The 16,578-nt window shown below is 67.5% G+C and carries 17 protein-coding genes; 6 read left to right on the forward strand and 11 right to left on the reverse strand.

Annotated features, from left to right (window positions below; translation table 11 throughout):
• The first annotated feature begins 64 nt into the window (after positions 1-64).
• Positions 65-937: a putative endonuclease domain-containing protein gene (locus QRN63_RS14850; protein ID WP_285031492.1), complete on the forward strand. Its 873-nt coding sequence runs from the start codon at positions 65-67 to the stop codon at positions 935-937.
• A gap of 71 nt (positions 938-1,008) precedes the next feature.
• Here the strand turns inward: QRN63_RS14850 and QRN63_RS14855 are convergent, their stop codons facing one another.
• The 4 genes from QRN63_RS14855 to sdhC are packed head-to-tail and all read right to left on the reverse strand — an operon-like array spanning position 1,009 to position 4,469.
• Positions 1,009-1,791 (reverse strand): succinate dehydrogenase iron-sulfur subunit, encoded by a 783-nt coding sequence (locus QRN63_RS14855; RefSeq protein WP_073693518.1) that lies wholly within the window; start codon positions 1,789-1,791, stop codon positions 1,009-1,011.
• A gap of 1 nt (position 1,792) precedes the next feature.
• Complete coding sequence (sdhA, locus tag QRN63_RS14860; RefSeq protein ID WP_285031493.1) at positions 1,793-3,547, reverse strand: succinate dehydrogenase flavoprotein subunit; 1,755 nt, start codon at positions 3,545-3,547, stop codon at positions 1,793-1,795.
• An 8-nt stretch (positions 3,548-3,555) separates the two neighbouring features.
• Positions 3,556-3,975 (reverse strand): succinate dehydrogenase hydrophobic membrane anchor subunit, encoded by a 420-nt coding sequence (locus QRN63_RS14865; RefSeq protein WP_051128559.1) that lies wholly within the window; start codon positions 3,973-3,975, stop codon positions 3,556-3,558.
• Positions 3,976-4,034: 59 nt separating this feature from the next.
• Entirely contained in the window at positions 4,035-4,469 is a 435-nt protein-coding gene (gene sdhC / locus QRN63_RS14870) for a succinate dehydrogenase, cytochrome b556 subunit (RefSeq protein WP_081633487.1), read from the reverse strand.
• Between the two features lie 225 nt (positions 4,470-4,694).
• On the opposite strand from sdhC, the gene QRN63_RS14875 reads away from it, so the two are divergent.
• From QRN63_RS14875 to QRN63_RS14890, 4 genes are all read left to right on the forward strand, one after another.
• Positions 4,695-5,090 (forward strand): cytidine deaminase, encoded by a 396-nt coding sequence (locus QRN63_RS14875; RefSeq protein WP_285031494.1) that lies wholly within the window; start codon positions 4,695-4,697, stop codon positions 5,088-5,090.
• A gap of 68 nt (positions 5,091-5,158) precedes the next feature.
• A complete protein-coding gene (locus tag QRN63_RS14880) occupies positions 5,159-6,475 on the forward strand; it encodes a thymidine phosphorylase (RefSeq protein ID WP_285031495.1) in 1,317 nt (438 codons plus the stop codon).
• A gap of 51 nt (positions 6,476-6,526) precedes the next feature.
• A complete protein-coding gene (locus QRN63_RS14885; RefSeq protein ID WP_267318227.1) occupies positions 6,527-7,348 on the forward strand; it encodes a dienelactone hydrolase family protein in 822 nt (273 codons plus the stop codon).
• A 28-nt stretch (positions 7,349-7,376) separates the two neighbouring features.
• Positions 7,377-8,462 carry an adenosine deaminase gene (locus QRN63_RS14890; RefSeq protein WP_285031496.1) on the forward strand — a complete coding sequence of 362 codons (1,086 nt, stop codon included), beginning with the start codon at positions 7,377-7,379 and terminating at the stop codon, positions 8,460-8,462.
• Here QRN63_RS14890 and QRN63_RS14895 read toward each other — a convergent pair.
• From QRN63_RS14895 to QRN63_RS14925, 7 genes are all read right to left on the reverse strand, one after another.
• Entirely contained in the window at positions 8,441-11,395 is a 2,955-nt protein-coding gene (locus tag QRN63_RS14895) for an MMPL/RND family transporter (RefSeq protein ID WP_267318225.1), read from the reverse strand. The two genes, QRN63_RS14890 and QRN63_RS14895, sit on opposite strands and share 22 nt — an antisense overlap.
• The gene (locus QRN63_RS14900) at positions 11,392-11,826 is read right to left on the reverse strand and encodes an MmpS family transport accessory protein (protein WP_267318224.1); all 435 of its coding nucleotides are present in this window, start codon (positions 11,824-11,826) and stop codon (positions 11,392-11,394) included. The genes QRN63_RS14895 and QRN63_RS14900 overlap by 4 nt, the downstream gene beginning before the upstream one ends.
• Before the next feature lie 229 nt (positions 11,827-12,055).
• Positions 12,056-12,895 carry an alpha/beta fold hydrolase gene (locus tag QRN63_RS14905; RefSeq protein WP_285031497.1) on the reverse strand — a complete coding sequence of 280 codons (840 nt, stop codon included), beginning with the start codon at positions 12,893-12,895 and terminating at the stop codon, positions 12,056-12,058.
• Positions 12,896-12,950: 55 nt separating this feature from the next.
• The gene (satS, locus tag QRN63_RS14910; RefSeq protein ID WP_285031498.1) at positions 12,951-14,234 is read right to left on the reverse strand and encodes a protein export chaperone SatS; all 1,284 of its coding nucleotides are present in this window, start codon (positions 14,232-14,234) and stop codon (positions 12,951-12,953) included.
• 10 nt (positions 14,235-14,244) lie between these two features.
• Positions 14,245-14,457 carry a hypothetical protein gene (locus QRN63_RS14915; protein ID WP_285031499.1) on the reverse strand — a complete coding sequence of 71 codons (213 nt, stop codon included), beginning with the start codon at positions 14,455-14,457 and terminating at the stop codon, positions 14,245-14,247.
• Positions 14,454-15,557 carry a C40 family peptidase gene (locus tag QRN63_RS14920; RefSeq protein WP_285031500.1) on the reverse strand — a complete coding sequence of 368 codons (1,104 nt, stop codon included), beginning with the start codon at positions 15,555-15,557 and terminating at the stop codon, positions 14,454-14,456. The genes QRN63_RS14915 and QRN63_RS14920 overlap by 4 nt, the downstream gene beginning before the upstream one ends.
• Positions 15,554-15,859 (reverse strand): type VII secretion target, encoded by a 306-nt coding sequence (locus tag QRN63_RS14925; RefSeq protein ID WP_285031501.1) that lies wholly within the window; start codon positions 15,857-15,859, stop codon positions 15,554-15,556. The genes QRN63_RS14920 and QRN63_RS14925 overlap by 4 nt, the downstream gene beginning before the upstream one ends.
• Before the next feature lie 50 nt (positions 15,860-15,909).
• Between QRN63_RS14925 and upp the strand changes: the two genes are divergently transcribed.
• Entirely contained in the window at positions 15,910-16,533 is a 624-nt protein-coding gene (gene upp, locus QRN63_RS14930; RefSeq protein WP_267318218.1) for a uracil phosphoribosyltransferase, read from the forward strand.
• Positions 16,534-16,578: the final 45 nt, after the last annotated feature.

A 16,578-nucleotide genomic window follows, 5' to 3' on the forward strand; every position in this document is an offset into this window, starting at 1 on the left:
CTCGACCACAAGCCGACACTCGATGCAGATGGAACCGGGCTGGTGTCACAGCCGTCATATCCACATGCCATTTCTCGGCACCGAGGCCCTGGCTGCGGGCACGGTCAACAGGTATCAGCTGCGGACTCGTTATGACGCGCTGTATCGCAACGTCTACGTCCGTCGCGGTCACGAACTCACCGCTGTGGACAAAGCTGTCGCGGCCTGGCTGTGGTCCGGACGCAGGGCAACCGCAGTTGGGTTGTCCGCCGCTGCGCTGCATGGCTCGTTGTGGATCGGTTCGACACAACCCGCTGAACTCAACCAAGGGAGTAGGACGCGGCCTCCTGGCATCCTGATTCACAGCGATGCGCTCGTCGACGACGAAATATGCCGTGTGCGCGGCATCAACGCAACGACGCCAGCGAGGACGGCTTTCGACCTCGGCCGACGGAAAGGACTCACGGCCGCGGTCATTCGGGTGGATGCGCTGCTCCAGGCCACACAATTGAAACTCCCTGAGGTGCGCGCACTTGCCGAGCGGCATCCCGGGGTCCGGGGACTGAGGCAATTGGAGCAGGTGCTTGATCTCGCCGATTACGGCGGCGAATCGCCCCAAGAGACGCGGCTACGACTGCTGTTCACCGAGCACGGCATGCGGCCGTCGCACACGCAGATCGAAGTATTCGACGGCAGATACCAGGTGGGCCGCATCGATATGGGCTGGCCGGAGTGGAAAGTAGGTGTGCAGTACGACGGCATCCAGCACTGGGAAGACCCTCCCCCGCAAGCGGGAGGTGCCCCCAGCCGGCGCACCCGGGACATCGACCAGAATGCCGAGTACCGCGAATTGGGCTGGCGGTTGGTCCACGTCGGCGCTGACCTCATGCGCACCCGCCACGACATCATCATCGCGCGGACGCGGGCCGAGCTGCGGGCAGCCGGTGCGCCCTACTGAAACGAAAGTTGGCTTGTGTTCGAGAATTTCAGCGAATCTCGAACACAAGCCAACACTCGAAGGTAAGGCGCCTATCGGGCAAACATCAAGGCGCGCTTGACTTCCTGGATCGCCTTGGTCACCTGGATGCCGCGGGGGCAGGCCTCGGTGCAGTTGAAGGTGGTGCGGCAGCGCCACACACCGTCGACCTCGTTGAGGATGTCCAGTCGCTCGGCGGCGGCCTCGTCGCGCGAGTCGAAGATGAACCGGTGCGCGTTGACGATGGCGGCGGGGCCGAAGTACGAACCCTCGCTCCAGTACACCGGGCACGAGGTGGTGCAGCAGGCGCACAGGATGCACTTGGTGGTGTCGTCGAAGCGGGCGCGGTCGGTCTGCGACTGGATGCGCTCACGGGTCGGGGGGTTGCCCGACGTGATGAGGAACGGCTTCACGGCGCGGTAGGCGTCGAAGAACGGCTCCATGTCCACCACGAGGTCCTTCTCCACGGGCAGGCCGCGGATGGGCTCGATGGTGATGGTGAGGTCCTTGCCGGGCTTCTTCGGCAGCAGGTCGCGCATGAGGACCTTGCAGGCCAGCCGGTTCACACCGTTGATCCGCATGGCGTCCGACCCACACACGCCATGGGCGCAGGAGCGGCGGAACGTCAGCGTGCCGTCCAGGTAGCCCTTCACGTACAGGAGCAGGTTCAGCAACCGGTCGCTGGGCAGGCACGGGACGCGGAAGCTCTGGAAGCCGGCGGCGTCCGGGTTCTCCGGGTTGAACCGCGCGATCTTCAGCGTGACCATGACGGCGCCGTCCGGCACCGGAGGCAGCGGCGGGTCGCCGGCTTCGGGCTTGTCGAGAACAGCAGTCATGTCAGTACTTCCGTTCCATCGGCTCGTACCGGGTCTGGACGACGGGCTTGTAGTCCAGCCGGATGTCGGACAGCAGATCGGCGCCCTGCTTGTAGGCCATGGTGTGGCGCATGTAGTTGGTGTCGTCGCGGTCCGGGTAGTCCTCGCGGGCGTGGCCGCCGCGCGATTCCTTGCGGTTGAGCGCACCGACGACGGTGACCTCGGCGAGCTCGAGCAGGAAGCCCAGCTCGATGGCCTCGAGCAGGTCGCTGTTGTAGCGCTTGCCCTTGTCGTGCACCGTGATTCGGCTGTACCGCTCCTTCAGCGCGTGGATGTCCGTCAGCGCCTGCTTGAGGGTCTCCTCGGTGCGGAACACGGCGGCGTTGTTGTCCATCGACTGCTGCAGCGCGGTGCGGATGTCGGCGACGCGCTCGTTGCCGTGTTCGGACAGGATGTCGCCGACCCAGCCCACGACCATGTCGGCCGGGTTGTCCGGCAGCTCCACGTAGTTGTGGTTCTGCGCGTACTCGGCGGCCGCGATGCCGGCACGACGGCCGAACACGTTGATGTCGAGCAGCGAGTTGGTGCCCAGGCGGTTGGCGCCGTGCACCGAGACGCAGGCGCATTCCCCGGCGGCGTACAGACCCGGCACGATGTTGACGTTGTCGCGCAGCACCTGGCCGTTGATCGTGGTCGGGATGCCGCCCATGACGTAGTGGCAGGTCGGGTACACCGGCACCAGTTCGGTGACGGGGTCGACGCCCAGGTAGGTGCGGGCGAATTCGGTGATGTCGGGAAGCTTGGCCTCCAGCACCTCTTCGCCGAGGTGACGCACGTCGATGTAGACGTAGTCCTTGTTGGGTCCGGCGCCGCGGCCCTCGAGGACCTCGAGCACCATCGAGCGGGCGACGATGTCGCGGGGCGCCAGGTCGACGATGGTGGGGGCGTAGCGCTCCATGAAGCGCTCGCCTTCGGCATTGAGCAGACGGCCACCTTCACCACGGACGGCTTCCGAGATCAGGATGCCCAGGCCGGCCAGGCCTGTCGGGTGGAACTGGTGGAACTCCATGTCCTCCAAGGGAAGTCCCTTGCGGAAGATGATGCCCAGGCCGTCACCGGTGAGGGTGTGGGCGTTGGAGGTGGTCTTGTACATCCGGCCCGAGCCGCCCGTGGCGAAGACGATCGCCTTGGCGTGGAAGATGTGGATGTCGCCGGTGGCCAGCTCGTAGGCGATGACGCCGGTGGCGACGGGGCCGCCGGGGGTCTCGGTGAGGACCACGTCGAGGGCGTAGAACTCGTTGAAGAACTGGACGTCGTGCTTGACGCAGTTTTGGTACAGCGTCTGCAGGATCATGTGGCCGGTGCGGTCGGCGGCGTAGCAGGCGCGGCGGACCGGGGCCTTGCCGTGGTCACGGGTGTGACCGCCGAAGCGACGCTGGTCGATGCGGCCCTCGGGCGTCCGGTTGAACGGCATGCCCATCTTCTCGAGGTCCAGCACCGCGTCGATGGCTTCCTTGCACATGATCTCGACGGCGTCCTGGTCAGCGAGGTAGTCGCCGCCCTTGACGGTGTCGAACGTGTGCCACTCCCAGTTGTCGTCCTCGACGTTGGCGAGTGCGGCGCACATGCCGCCCTGCGCGGCACCGGTGTGCGAACGCGTCGGGTACAGCTTGGTCAGCACGGCGGTGCGCACGCGCGGGCCGGCTTCCACAGCCGCGCGCATACCTGCGCCACCGGCACCGACGATGACGACGTCGTAGCGATGTTCCTGAATCATCTGCGTCCCTACTTGATGTTCGCGTCGAAGGTGACCAACACGTAGCTGCCCAGCACCAGGGTGAATCCGGTGGCCAGCAGCAGAATCGAGTTCAGCCAGAACTTGGTGGTGTTCTTGCGGGCGTAGTCACCGATGATGGTGCGCATGCCGTTGGCGCCGTGCACCAGCGCCAGCCACAGCAGCGCCATGTCCCAGATCTGCCAGAACGGCGAGGCCCAGCGCTCTGCGACGTAGTTGAAGTCGATGCGGTAGACGCCGTTCTGCCAGATCAGCCCGATGAACAGGTGACCGAGAGCGAGCAGCACCAGGGCGGCGCCGGAGAAGCGCATGAACAGCCAGGCGTACTTCTCGAAGTACGGGATGCCACGGGCGCGCCGGGGGGCGCGGGGGTGATCGAGGGCGGCGGGACGGTCGTGCTCGCGCTCCATGACCGGGGCCGGACGGCCCCCGCGGCGCGCCTCGGCGGCGCCGGAATCGGTGTGCGTGGTCACTTGAGCCACCCGTAGTGCTCAACCATGTGCATGCCCTCTACCCCAACTGCGGCGATGACGACCGCGATCCAGATGGCCAGGATGGTCCACAGCATGACCCGCTGGTACTTGGGGCCCTGCTGCCAGAAGTCGATCAGAATGACTCGCACGCCGTTGAGAGCGTGGTAGAGCACCGCCGCGACCAGGCCCATCTCCATGAGCCCGATGATCGGCGTCTTGTAGGTGTTGATCACCTCGTTGTAGGCCTCGGGGCTGACCCGGACCAGCGCCGTGTCCAGAACGTGGACCAGCAAGAAGAAGAAGATGGTGGCGCCGGTGATGCGGTGAAGCACCCAGGACCACATGCCCGGATCTCCGCGATACAGGCTCCGTCGCTTCTGGGATGAACGCGGCGCGGGTATGGCGGATTCCGCGGCTGCCGCTGTACTCATTTCGACCTCCAACGCCGTCGGTGGACGCGTGACCCGGCAGCAACTTTTTCGCGTGCCGAGCCCAAACCTCGGGGCGACTCTAATCCCAATTTGCGCACAGTCAGAACTAGCGTGTGGGGAGAATGGTGAACCCGCGCCGGAAATTAGGTTTGCCTACATTAACTTACTTGTTGGTCGGGTCGCGTCTCGAGGCGGTACCCGGGTGCCGGGAACGGGGTGTCTGTGATGCCGGAAATTGACTGGAAACTGTTGCGGGACAAGGCGATAGATGCTTCCCGGGGTGCCTATGCGCCGTACTCGAACTTCCCGGTGGGAGCTGCCGCGCTGGTCGACGACGACCGAATCGTGGTGGGCTGCAATGTGGAAAATGTCTCATATGGCCTTGGCCTCTGCGCGGAGTGTGCTGTGGTCTGCGCCCTACATTCCAGCGGCGGTGGACGGCTGCTCGCGCTGGCGTGCGTGGACGGTTCGGGGGCGGTGCTGATGCCGTGTGGCCGCTGTCGACAGGTGCTGCTCGAGCACGGTGGGCCGGCCATGCTGATCGACCATGCATCGGGTCCGCGGCCGCTGGCCGAACTGCTGCCGGATGCCTTCGGGCCGGATGACCTGAACCGCCGGTAACGCCAAGCGGGGCAACGCTTCTGGGTGGCTTGGCGGTTACTCGCGGGTAACTTGGCTAGCATTCCGGTGTGGCGTTCGATGCACTACATCACGGGTCGCATCTCGATGCGCCGACGGTCATTCGCACCAAACGCGACGGCGGCGTGCTGTCCGACGCCGAGATCGACTGGGTGATCGACGGCTATACCCGGGGGCACGTAGCCGATGCGCAGATGTCGGCGTTGCTGATGGCCATCTTCCTGCGCGGCATGACGCCGGCCGAGATCGCCCGCTGGACCGCGGCCATGGTCCACTCGGGGGAGCGATTCGATTTCACCGACCTGCGGCGCGACGGCAGGCCGCTCGCGCTGGTGGACAAGCACTCCACCGGCGGCGTCGGCGACAAGATCACCATCCCGCTGGTGCCCGTGATCCTGGCCTGCGGCGGCGCCGTCCCGCAGGCCGCCGGCCGCGGACTCGGGCACACCGGTGGCACCTTGGACAAGCTGGAGGCGATCCCCGGCTTCACCGCCGAACTATCGAAAGACCGTATCCGTCAACAGCTTTCCGATATCGGTGCGGCGATCTTCGCGGCCGGTGACCTGGCGCCGGCCGACCGCAAGATCTACGCCCTGCGCGACGTCACGGGCACGACGGAATCGTTGCCGCTCATCGCCAGCTCGATCATGAGCAAGAAACTGGCCGAGGGCGCCCACTCCTTGGTGCTGGACGTCAAGGTCGGCCGCGGCGCGTTCCTCAAGACCGAGGCCGAGTCACGTGAGCTGGCGCGCACCATGGTCGATCTCGGCGTCGCCTACGGCGTCCCGACGCGGGCGCTGCTCACCGACATGGACCGGCCGCTGGGCCGCGCGGTCGGCAACGCGGTCGAGGTTGCCGAGTCGCTGGAGGTCCTGGCGGGCGGCGGCCCGGATGACGTCGTCGACCTGACCGTCGCGCTGGCGCGCGAGATGCTCGACGTGGCCGGCATCGACGGCGTCGACCCCGCCCAGACCCTGACCGACGGGACCGCGATGGACCGGTTCCGGCAATTGATCGCCGCGCAGGGCGGCGACCCCGCGGCGCCCCTGCCGATCGGGACGCACACCGAGACGGTCGTGGCGTCGCGCAGCGGGGTGATGGGTGACATCGATGCGATGTCGGTCGCCATGGCAGTCTGGCGGCTCGGCGCGGGGCGGGCCCAACCCGGAGACCCCGTGCAGGCCGGGGCGGGGCTGTACCTCCACCGGCGCAGCGGCGAGCCCGTCGCCGCCGGCGAGACCCTGTTCACGCTGTACACCGAGACCCCCGAGCGGCTGCCGTCGGCGCTGGCAGAACTCGACGGCGGATGGTCGGTGGACGACGTGGCGCCGCCGCAGCGACCCGTGGTGCTCGACCGCATCGAATAGCCGCGAAACCAACGCTGGCCGGTGACCCCGCCCGCGGCTAGGGTCGTCCGCATGGCTGACGACGACCTCCGCGACTTCGAGCGCACCGAGTTCACCCACGATGGCACGACCCGCACCGTGTTCCGCCGCGGGACCGGTCCGGCCGTCATCGTGATCGCCGAGATACCCGGCATCACGCCGAAGGTTCTCGCCTTCGCCCGCAAGGTCGCGGACCTGGGTTGTACCGCCGTCCTGCCGCACCTGTTCGGCATCCCGGGTCTGGACCCCAACGCCAGTAACCTGGCGGCGCTCAAGGGCATGGCGTCCGTCGTCCCGTCGTGCATCAGCAAGGAATTCACGATCCTCGCGACCGGCAAGACGTCGCCGGTCGTCGACTGGTTACGGGCCTTGGCCCGCGCCGAACACGAGCGCTGTGGCGGCCCCGGCGTCGGCGCCATCGGGATGTGCTTCACCGGCGGCTACGCCCTGGCGATGGCCACCGACGACGTCATCCTCGCCCCGGTGCTGTCCCAGCCGTCGATGCCGGTGGGCCTGACCGCCAAGCAGCGCCACAACATCGACATCTCGCCGGCGGACCTGGAGGTCGTCAAGGGCCGGTGCGCCCGCGGGCTCAACGTCCTCGGTATGCGGTTCAAGGGTGACAAGCTGGTGCCGGCGGAGCGTTTCGACTTCCTGCGCGAGCAGCTGGGCGATGCCTTCATCGCCGTCGAACTCGAGGACGCGGACGCCAACCCGGATGCCCGGCTCCCACCGCACTCGGTGGTCACCGAGCACCTGATCGACGAGCCGGGCCAGCCCACCCGGGCCGCACTGGATCAGGTTCTCGACCTGTTCCGGACACGGCTGCTGCTGGCGGACGAGCCGGCGGGCTAAAAGCCGCCATCCGGCGCAAGATGGACCCATGACCACCCTGACGCTGGATCAGATCAAGCAGGCACCCAAAGCGCTGTTGCACGATCACCTGGACGGCGGCCTGCGGCCCGCCACGGTGGTGGAGTTGGCCGAACAGAGCGGCTACGGCGACCTCCCCACCATGGATGTCGGCGAGCTCGCGATGTGGTTCCGCACCCAGGCCCACAGCGGATCGCTCGTCCGGTATCTGGAGCCGTTCGCGCACACCGTCGGTGTCATGCAGACCACCGACGCGCTGTACCGCGTCGCGTACGAATGTGTCCAGGATCTGGCCGCCGACAACGTCGTCTATGCCGAGGTGCGGTTCGCGCCCGAGCTGCACATCGCCGGCGGTCTGGTGCTGGACGAGGTCGTCGACGCGGTGTTGGCCGGATTCGCCGACGGGGAGAAGGCGGCGGCCGCGGCCGGGCAGACGACGACGGTCCGGTGTCTGGTCACCGCCATGCGGCATGCCGCCCGGTCCCGTGAGATCGCCGAGTTGGCCATCCGCTTCCGCGACCGCGGTGTGGTCGGGTTCGACATCGCCGGCGCCGAGGCCGGGCACCCCCCGACCCGCCATCTCGACGCCTTCGAGTACATGCGGGGCAACAACGCGCGCTTCACCATTCATGCCGGCGAGGCCTTCGGTCTGCCGTCCATCCACGAGGCCATCGCGTTCTGCGGCGCCGATCGGCTGGGGCACGGCGTGCGCATCGTCGACGACATCGAGGAGGGGCCCGACGGCACCTTCCGGCTCGGCCGGGTGGCGAACATCGTGCGGGACAAGCGAATTCCGCTGGAGATGTGCCCGAGCAGCAACGTGCAGACCGGTGCCGCGGCCAGCATCGCCGCGCACCCGTTCGACCAGCTGGCGCGGCTCCGGTTCCGCGTCACCGTCAACACCGACAACCGCCTGATGAGCGACACCACCATGACGCAGGAGATGGCGCACCTGGTGAACGAGTTCGGCTACGGCTGGACCGACCTGCAGCGGTTCACCATCAACGCCATGAAGTCGGCCTTCATCCCGTTCGACGAGCGGCTGGCGATCATCGACGACATCATCAAACCGCGCTACGCCGTGCTGGTCGGATAGCTGTCGGTCGGGGCGTCGTCGACGAAGCCGGAGCGCCCGGCGGCGCCCGCCGACACCGGCTCCTGCCGTGGCTGCTGGAACGCCTTCGGCACGAACTTCTCGGTGTTGTACCTGCCGCGCGGGTGCACGACCTGCGGCCACCAGAACCAGCGGCCGAGCAGCACCGCGATCGACGGCATCAGCAGCGACCGCACGATGAAGGTGTCGATCAGCAGACCGATCGCGATGGTCGAACCCATCTGCGCCAGCACGATCAGCTTGCTCGCCATCATGCCGGCCATGGTGGCCGCGAACACCAGGCCCGCGGAGGTGACGACACCGCCGGTGCCGGCCATGGACCGGATGATGCCGGTCTTCAGCCCGGCGTGGATCTCGTCCTGGAACCGGGAGACCAGCAGCAGGTTGTAGTCCGAGCCGACCGCCAACAGGATGATGACCGACATCAGCATGACCAGCCACTGCACCTGGACACCGAACAGGTCCTGCCACAGCAGCACCGAGATGCCGAACGACGCGGCGATGGAGCTGCCCGCCGTGCCGACGATGGTCAGGGCCGCGACCGCGCTGCGCGTCAGGATGAGCATGATCATGAAGATCAGCGTCAGTGACGAGACCACGGCGATCATCAGGTCGTAGCGGGCACCGTCGGCCATGTCCTTGTAGGTCGCCGCGACGCCGCCGAGATAGATCTTGGCGTCCGACAGCGACGACATCTTCAAGGCCTCCTGCGCGGCCTTGCGTTCGGACTCCACCCGGGCGATGCCGTCGACGGTCGCCGGGTCGCTCTGGTGGGTGATGAACATGCGCGCGGACTTGCCGTCGGGCGACATGAACATCTTCAGCCCGCGCTCGAAGTCCGGGTTGGTGAACGCCTCGGGCGGCAGGTAGAACAGGTCGTCGTTCTTGGCGCCGTCGAATGCCGAACCCATGGCCAGTGCGGTGTCGTTCATGGCCTGCATCTGGTCGATGAGCGCCTTCTGCGAGTTGTACGACGCCAGCGACAGGTCCCGGCTGGTCTTCATCGACGCGATGGTCTGGGGGAGCAGAGCCGTCAGTTTCGGTGCCAGGTCGGCCAGTTTATCGGTGTTGACCTGCACGTCGCTGGTCCGGTCGGTCAACTCGTCGATGCCGTCCAGGGAGTCGAACACGGACCTGATAGCGGCGCACATCGGGATGTCGAAGCAGTGCGGCTCCCAATAGAAGTAGTTGCGCATGGGCCGGAACTGGTCGTCGAAGTTCGCGATGTTGTCGCGCATCTGCTCGGTCACCTTGAGCAACTCCTGGGACTTGCGGTCGGAGTCCTGGGTCAGCCTGGTCTGCTCGAGCGAGAGCGCGTACTGCTTTTCCAGGATGTCGATCGAGACGTTGGTCGCGTCGATCATCCGGAGCTGGTCTTCCAGTTGCTTGCGCTGGAACGGCAGGTTCATGTTGCTGGTCTGGCCCGAGATGCTCGTCTGGAACGGAATCGAGCTGTGCTGGATGGGGATCCCCAGCGGCCGGGTGATGCTCTGCACCATCGCGATGCCCTCAGTGTGCATCACGTTGCTCGCGATCTTGTTCAGCACCAGCATGTCTGCGGGATTGCGCATGTCGTGGCCGGACTCGACCATCAGGATGTCGGGATTCATGCGGGCCTGCGTGAAGTGCCGGTCGGCGGCCGCGAAGCCGACATTGACCTTGGCGTCCGCGGGTAGGTAGTAGCGGTCGTTGTAGGCGGGCTTGTAGCCGGGGATGGCCACGATCCCGATCAGGACGACGAACAGGCTCGCCACCAGAATCGGTGCGGGCCAACGCACCACAGACGTGCCGATGCGGCGCCAGAAGCGGCTCTGCGGCGGTCGCTTGGACTCGTACATCCCGACCCGGCTACCGAGGTACAGGACGGCCGGCCCCACCGTGACCGAGATCGCGACCACCACGATCATGCCGATCGCGACCGGGGCGCCCATGGTGGTGAAGTAGGGGAGGCGGCAGAAGCTCAGGCAGTACGTCGCGCCGGCGATCGTCAGACCGGAACCCACGATGACGGGCGCAACCGACTTGAACGTCGCGTAGTAAGAGTCGTCCCGGTCGAGGCCCATGCCGCGGTCTTCGCGGTACCGGCCGAAGATGAAGATGCCGTAGTCGGTGGCCGCGGCGATGGCCAGCATGGTCAGGATGTTGCCCGCGAATGTCGTCAGCCCGAACACGTCGTGGGTGGCGAGCACCGACACCACGCCGCGCGCGGTCAGCAGCGCCAGGAACGTCAGGAACAGCTGGACGAGCGTGGTCCGGACCGAGCGGTAGACCACCAGCAGCATGCCCGCGATCGCGGCCAGCGTGATCAGGGTGATCATCACCAAGCTCGCGTTGCCGATGACGTGCAGATCGTCGGTCAGCGCGGCGGGCCCGGCGACGTACGCCTGCACACCCGGCGGCGCCTTGGTCTCCTCGATGACCTTGCGGACGGCATCGACGCCTTCGTTGGCAAGCGTCATGCCCTGCTCACCGGCGAGGTTGAGCATCACGTACGACGCCTTGCCGTCGGCGCTCTGCGCGCCGGCCGCGGTCAGCGTGTCGCCCCAGAAGTCCTGGATGTGCTGGATGTGCTCGGGGTCCTGCTGCAGCTTGCGGATGATCTCGTCGTAGTAGCGGTGGGCATCCGGGCCGAGCGGTTCCTTGCCCTCGACGACAACCATGATGGTGCTGTTGGAGTTGAACTCCTTGAAGTTGGCGCCCATCAGCTTCATGGCGTGCATCGACGGCGCGTCCTCGGGCGCCATCGGTGCAGCGTGCAGTTCACCGACGACTTCCAGTGGCGGGGCGATCACGTTGACCAGGACGGCGATGGCAACCCAGAACAGGATGATCGGCACCGACAGGATGCGCAGCGCGTGCGCGAACTTCGGCCGCTTTTCGGTCGTGTTGTGCGGTGTCTCAAGTGTTTCGGTCATGCGGACTTCACCAGGCAGTAGGTCTGGGCGTTGACGCCATCGGCGGATTGCTCTTCTCGGACGGTGCCGTTGACGGTGACGCGGCAGCCGATGTGGTCGCTGCTGCGCTCACTGTCGCTGCGCGCCATCAGGTTCGCGCTGACGGTCGGCAGTGTGGTGGACAGCGTGACGGACCAGGGCAGCGGGGCGCTGACCGAGTGCACGTTGGCGTCGGGATCGAAATAGCTGATCTCGGCCGAGCTTCCGGGCGGTCCGTAGACCTCGTACACGAGGACCTTGGGGTTGAACTGGACGATCTCGATGCCCGCGCCGGCATGGGCGTTGAGGTTCTCCGACCCGAACTTCGCGTGCAGGCGGGACACCACCAGGCCCGACACCGCCAGTACGAGCACCAGGAGAAGCGGTATCCAGACCTTCTTCAGTAGGCCCATCGACCTCTGCTTCGTTTGTCGCCCAGTCGACTCTGACCGCACCCGACCACCTTCCGCTCAACCCGCTGACCGAACCCCGACGATCAAGCTGCTGCCATCGCCTGCCCCGGCAGGCGGCTCCGCTTACTCAGCGGATTCTTGGGAAATTCTTACGCCTTGCTAACTAATTTTGCAACGCGATTTCTTAGGTGTTGGAACCGGGGGCGGGTTATCGCAGGTGAACGGGGTCTCAGTTGGACAGGACGGCCCGCAGCGCGTCGGCAAATTCTCCGGGTGCGCTCATGAACCCGCCGTGATCGCCGGGGAAGATGACGGGTTCGACGCCCAGCAGCCGGCACAGCGCCAGCGAGGTGCCGTGGGTGATGAGGGGCTCGGAGTCGGCGCCGATGCCGACGATCACCCGGCTCGCGCGCAGCGCGTCGAGGTCGGGCACATACGTTGTGGTGCAGAGCAATTCATGACTGAAGAACCGGGACAGGTCGGCGAGTTGCCTGGCCATCTCGGCGGATGCGGGCGGCGGTCCCGGCGGCGCGGGAGCGTCGCCATCGGACTGGTCGAAGCCCGCCGTCGCCATGAACTTCGCCATGGCCGCGCCCGGGCCGTCGCTGTGGAAGGTGTCGATGATGTCCCGCGTCGCGGCGCGCTGCTTGGCTGCTTCCGATGCGGGCAGTAGCTCCAGCAGGGGCGGCTCATGCGCCACCAGTGTCCGCACCAAGCCCGGGTATCTGGCGGCCAGCGCGAGGCCCGTCACCGCGCCGCCGCTGGAGCCGAACACGTCGGCCGGGCCGGCGCCCAGGTCGTCGAGGATCGCGGCGACGTCGTCGGCCCGCAGTTCTGGCGTGGAGTCCTGCGCGGGGTCCTCGATGGGGCTGGCGCCCAGCCCGCGAGGGTCGTAGGTCACGACGGTGTGGTCGACGGCCAGGGCGTCGGCCACCGCGGCGAACTCGGAGGCCGTCATGGGCGAACCGATGACAGCGACCACCGGCCCGTTGCCGCGCACCTCGTAATGCAGGGTGGCTCCGGAGACGGCGAGGCTTCGGACGACGGGTTGGGCGCTGGTCTGGGTCATGTCAGTGCAGACCGGCAGGGCACCCGGAACTCATCGCCCGTCTTTTCCCAGGCGGTTATTCCTGGCGCAGGCGCGACTCGACGAAGCGCTCGAGCGTCTCCCACTGGGCGACGGCTTCGGCGTACGGCTTCGACGGGGCGCCGACGGTCTCGGGCTCCAGCACGTGACCGACGAACTTGCCGAGCGGCTGGCTGGTCGTCAGGTACTTGTCGGCGGTGCCGTCCTCGGCGTAGTCGCAGACGTCACGGACGAACTCGACGGCCAGGTCCAGCTGCTCGCGGTCGACGGCGTCGGGGCCGTCGGCGATGTCGTCGGACAGACCGCTGAGCACGTAGACGTTGTCCTCGGTGACGCGAATCTGCAGCGAGCCGTCGGTGGCCGCGGTGCGGATGTCGCTGTATGCCTCGAAGCTCGACAGGTCGCTCTCGTGCTCGTCGGCCAGGTAGCGGGCCAGGGCGCGCTCCGAGCCGAACACGCTGATGCGGCCGTTGCGGCCGAGGAAGCGCGGCTGGTCGTTGTAGTAGCAGCGCAGCGTGTAGAGAGTGCCGCCGTTGGTCATGATCCGGATCGGGTCGATGCCGACGCGCTCCCAGAAGTCCTCGTCGCTGCCGAGCAGTTGACGCTCGGCCTGCGCGGTGAGGGCGGCCTCCTCGGAGTCGGTGTCCACCTCGTCCTCGATCACGACGTCGTCGACGTCGGTCTCGTCGACCTCGTCGAGTTCGTCTTCTTCGGGCTCGGGTGCGGGCGCGTCTAGCTCGGCCTGGGCCTTCTCGGCGGCCTTGGCGTCGACCTCGGGGGTGGTGACGAGCGCATCGATGGCGTCGAGCACGTGGTCCCAGCTGCGGCCGACGGCGGCTTCGATGTCGGCCCAGCGCTTGCGGCCGGCCCGGCCCGAGTAGGCCTCGGCGCCGCCGCCGAGCGTCGACAGCACGGGGTTGCCGTTGAAGAACTTCGCGACCGCGATCAGGTCGCAGACCGAGCCGAGGGCGCCGACGACCTGGAGGGTCCGTCGCAGCGAAGTCACGGACTCCTCGGTGGGCTTCTCGGCGACCAGCTCGGGCACGCCGACCAGGTCGTGCAGGTGGCTCTCATCGGGGTTCAGGCGGTGGGCGTTGGCCTCGCCGAGCGCCTTCCACTTCGGGTGGTCGGCGAGGTCGTTGTCGGTGTTGGTCCGCACGAAAGCGGCCAGGTCCGCGACGGATTCGAACGCGTAGAGGTCTTCCTCGTGGCCGAGGAACGCTTCCCACTCGTCGTCGGCGTCACGCCATAGCGGCGCCCACAGGGTGTACAGATCGCCATTGGTCAACCCGAGCCGAACCGGCACGATGTCAGCAGCCATGCGGCACAGCCTATCGACGCGCGGGTCGGGCCACGCTGGGGGCATCTTGTCGTCGGGTGGTGGGCGGGCCGTGTTGGAGGAGATCGTCGCGCAGGTTGTGCAGAACGGCGCCGGCGGCTTCGGGGTCGTGGCCCGGCGTCGACAGTTCCGCGGCGGTGCGCTTCAGTACCGCGAGCGCCGCGCGGGCCCGGGCCATCGTGTCGTCGTATTGCCTAGCGGTCATGCCGTCGGGCGGAAGAAGCCGTGGAAACCCTGATTCAGGTTGGTGGTTCGGATCGGGGACAGCTGGACGGGATCGCCCGCTTCCACCATGAGGCCGTTCCCCACGATCATCGCCACGTGGCCATCCCAGACCGCCAGGTCGCCCGGACGCAGCGAGCCACGGTCGACGGCGGCGCCGACGTCCTGCTCCTGCGCCAGCCGCGGCAGGTCGAGCCCGGCCTCGCGATACGCCCACTGGGTCAGTCCGCTGCAGTCAAGCCCCACGCCGGGCGTCGTGCCACCCCATACGTACGGCACGCCGAGCTGGGTGAGAGCGTGCCGTACCGCGTCGGCCGCGACCTTGTTCGGCGCGGTGGCGGTGCTGCCGTCGGGAAGCGTGACGGCCTCGCCGGCGCCGAATTTCCCAGGGTCGGGTGGTCGGCGGTGGTTGCGCACGCTGAGCGCGGCCTGGGCGGTGTGGGCTGCGGGAGTGGCGAGCGCGCCGAGTCCGCCGGCCCAGTTTGCGCCCTGACCACCGGACGTGCCCAGGCTGGGGCTCATGCCCGCACCCGAACCTGATCCGCTTGCCTCCCAAGGTGATCCCTGGCTCGGTGTTGCAGGAGCACTTGCCGTTGCCGTGATCTGCTCGGCCTGCGCGGCGAGTTCAGTGTGCAGCTCATCGACGACGGCGATGGCCTCATCCAGGGCCCGGCTCGCTTCGTCGATGAGCGTGGCGGCGTCGGCGGGTGATTCGAGAGCGGCCTCCAGTTCAGTGGCCCGGGCCTCGAAGTTCTGCAGGATCGTTTGGAGGCGTTCGCGGGCATGCGCCACCGCGGCGGCGGCCCGTTCGGTGTGCGTGCTCAGTTGCCCGGCTGTCATAGCCATCGCCACGATCGCGGTAACCGCCGCGTTCGCGAACTGGCCGGCACCGCCCGCCGCCGTGCCGGTCCACTGGCCGCGGGCCTGCTGCCACGCGCTGTCGGCGCCGGCCGCGACGCCGTCGAGCCCGGACTGCACCGCGCGTAGGGCTTCGGCCGGATCAGCGTCCGAGAATCCGGGGCCCACGAGCGCCTGCACGTCTCGGATCGGCGCGGCCAGCGCAGCTGTCAGTGAGCCCGTCACCACCAGGTTCCGATCCGGCCGCCGACGGCGTGGTCGGCGTCGACGAAGGTGCTCGCCGTGGCGACGGCGGTGGTGGCGCCGGTGTCGAGATGTGCGCTGAGGCGGTACGCCACCTGGGCCTGATGGTGCGTCGCCCGTGCGAGCGCTGTGGCGAAGGCTTCGCCCACGGGGCCGAATACGTTGAACTGCCCGGCGATGGCGGTCAGGTCCGCGGCGTGCGCGGCCAGTTCGGTGCTGCGGCCGCGGTAGTCCTCGGACAGGCTGTGCAGGGCTGACGGGTCCACGGTCAGATTTCGGATCATGTGGATAAGACGGCCGTCGTGCCCGTTCGGTTCCATTAATGTTGGCGCCCATGGACGTCCGGGTCGTCGATCATCCACTGGCCGCGGCGCGGCTGACCACGCTGCGTGACGAGCGCACCGACAATGCCGGGTTTCGGGCAGCGTTGCGCGACCTGACGCTGATGCTCGTCTACGAAGCCACTCGCTCGTTGGCGAGCGAAGAGCTGCCGGTGCAGACCCCGGTCGCCGCGTGTGCCGGCTCAAGGCTGTCGAACCCGCCACTGCTGGTGCCGGTGCTGCGGGCCGGTCTCGGCATGGTCGACCAGGCCCACGCGCTGATTCCCGAGGCTCAGGTCGGCTTTGTCGGCATGGCCCGCGACGAGGCGACGCACCAACCGACGCCGTACCTGGAATCTCTGCCGGCGGATCTGAGTGGCCGGCCGGTGATGGTGCTCGACCCGATGCTGGCCACCGGTGGGTCGTTGGCGTACACCCTGCAACTGCTGGTCGACCGCGGTGCCGACGACATCACCGCGGTGTGCGTGGTGTGTGCCCCGGAGGGAATTGCGTTGGTGGAGAAGGCGGTTCCGTCGCTGAAGTTGTTCACCGCCACCATCGATGCCGGGCTGAACGACGACGCGTACATCGTGCCGGGCCTGGGTGACGCGGGGGATCGGCAGTTCGGTCCGCGCTGAACGTGATGGTGGGCGTGTCGTTTCTGCCGGCGTATCGGCTTCTCC

Source organism: Mycolicibacterium sp. lyk4-40-TYG-92 (assembly GCF_030209435.1).
In the GTDB taxonomy this organism is placed as follows: Bacteria; Actinomycetota; Actinomycetes; order Mycobacteriales; family Mycobacteriaceae; genus Mycobacterium.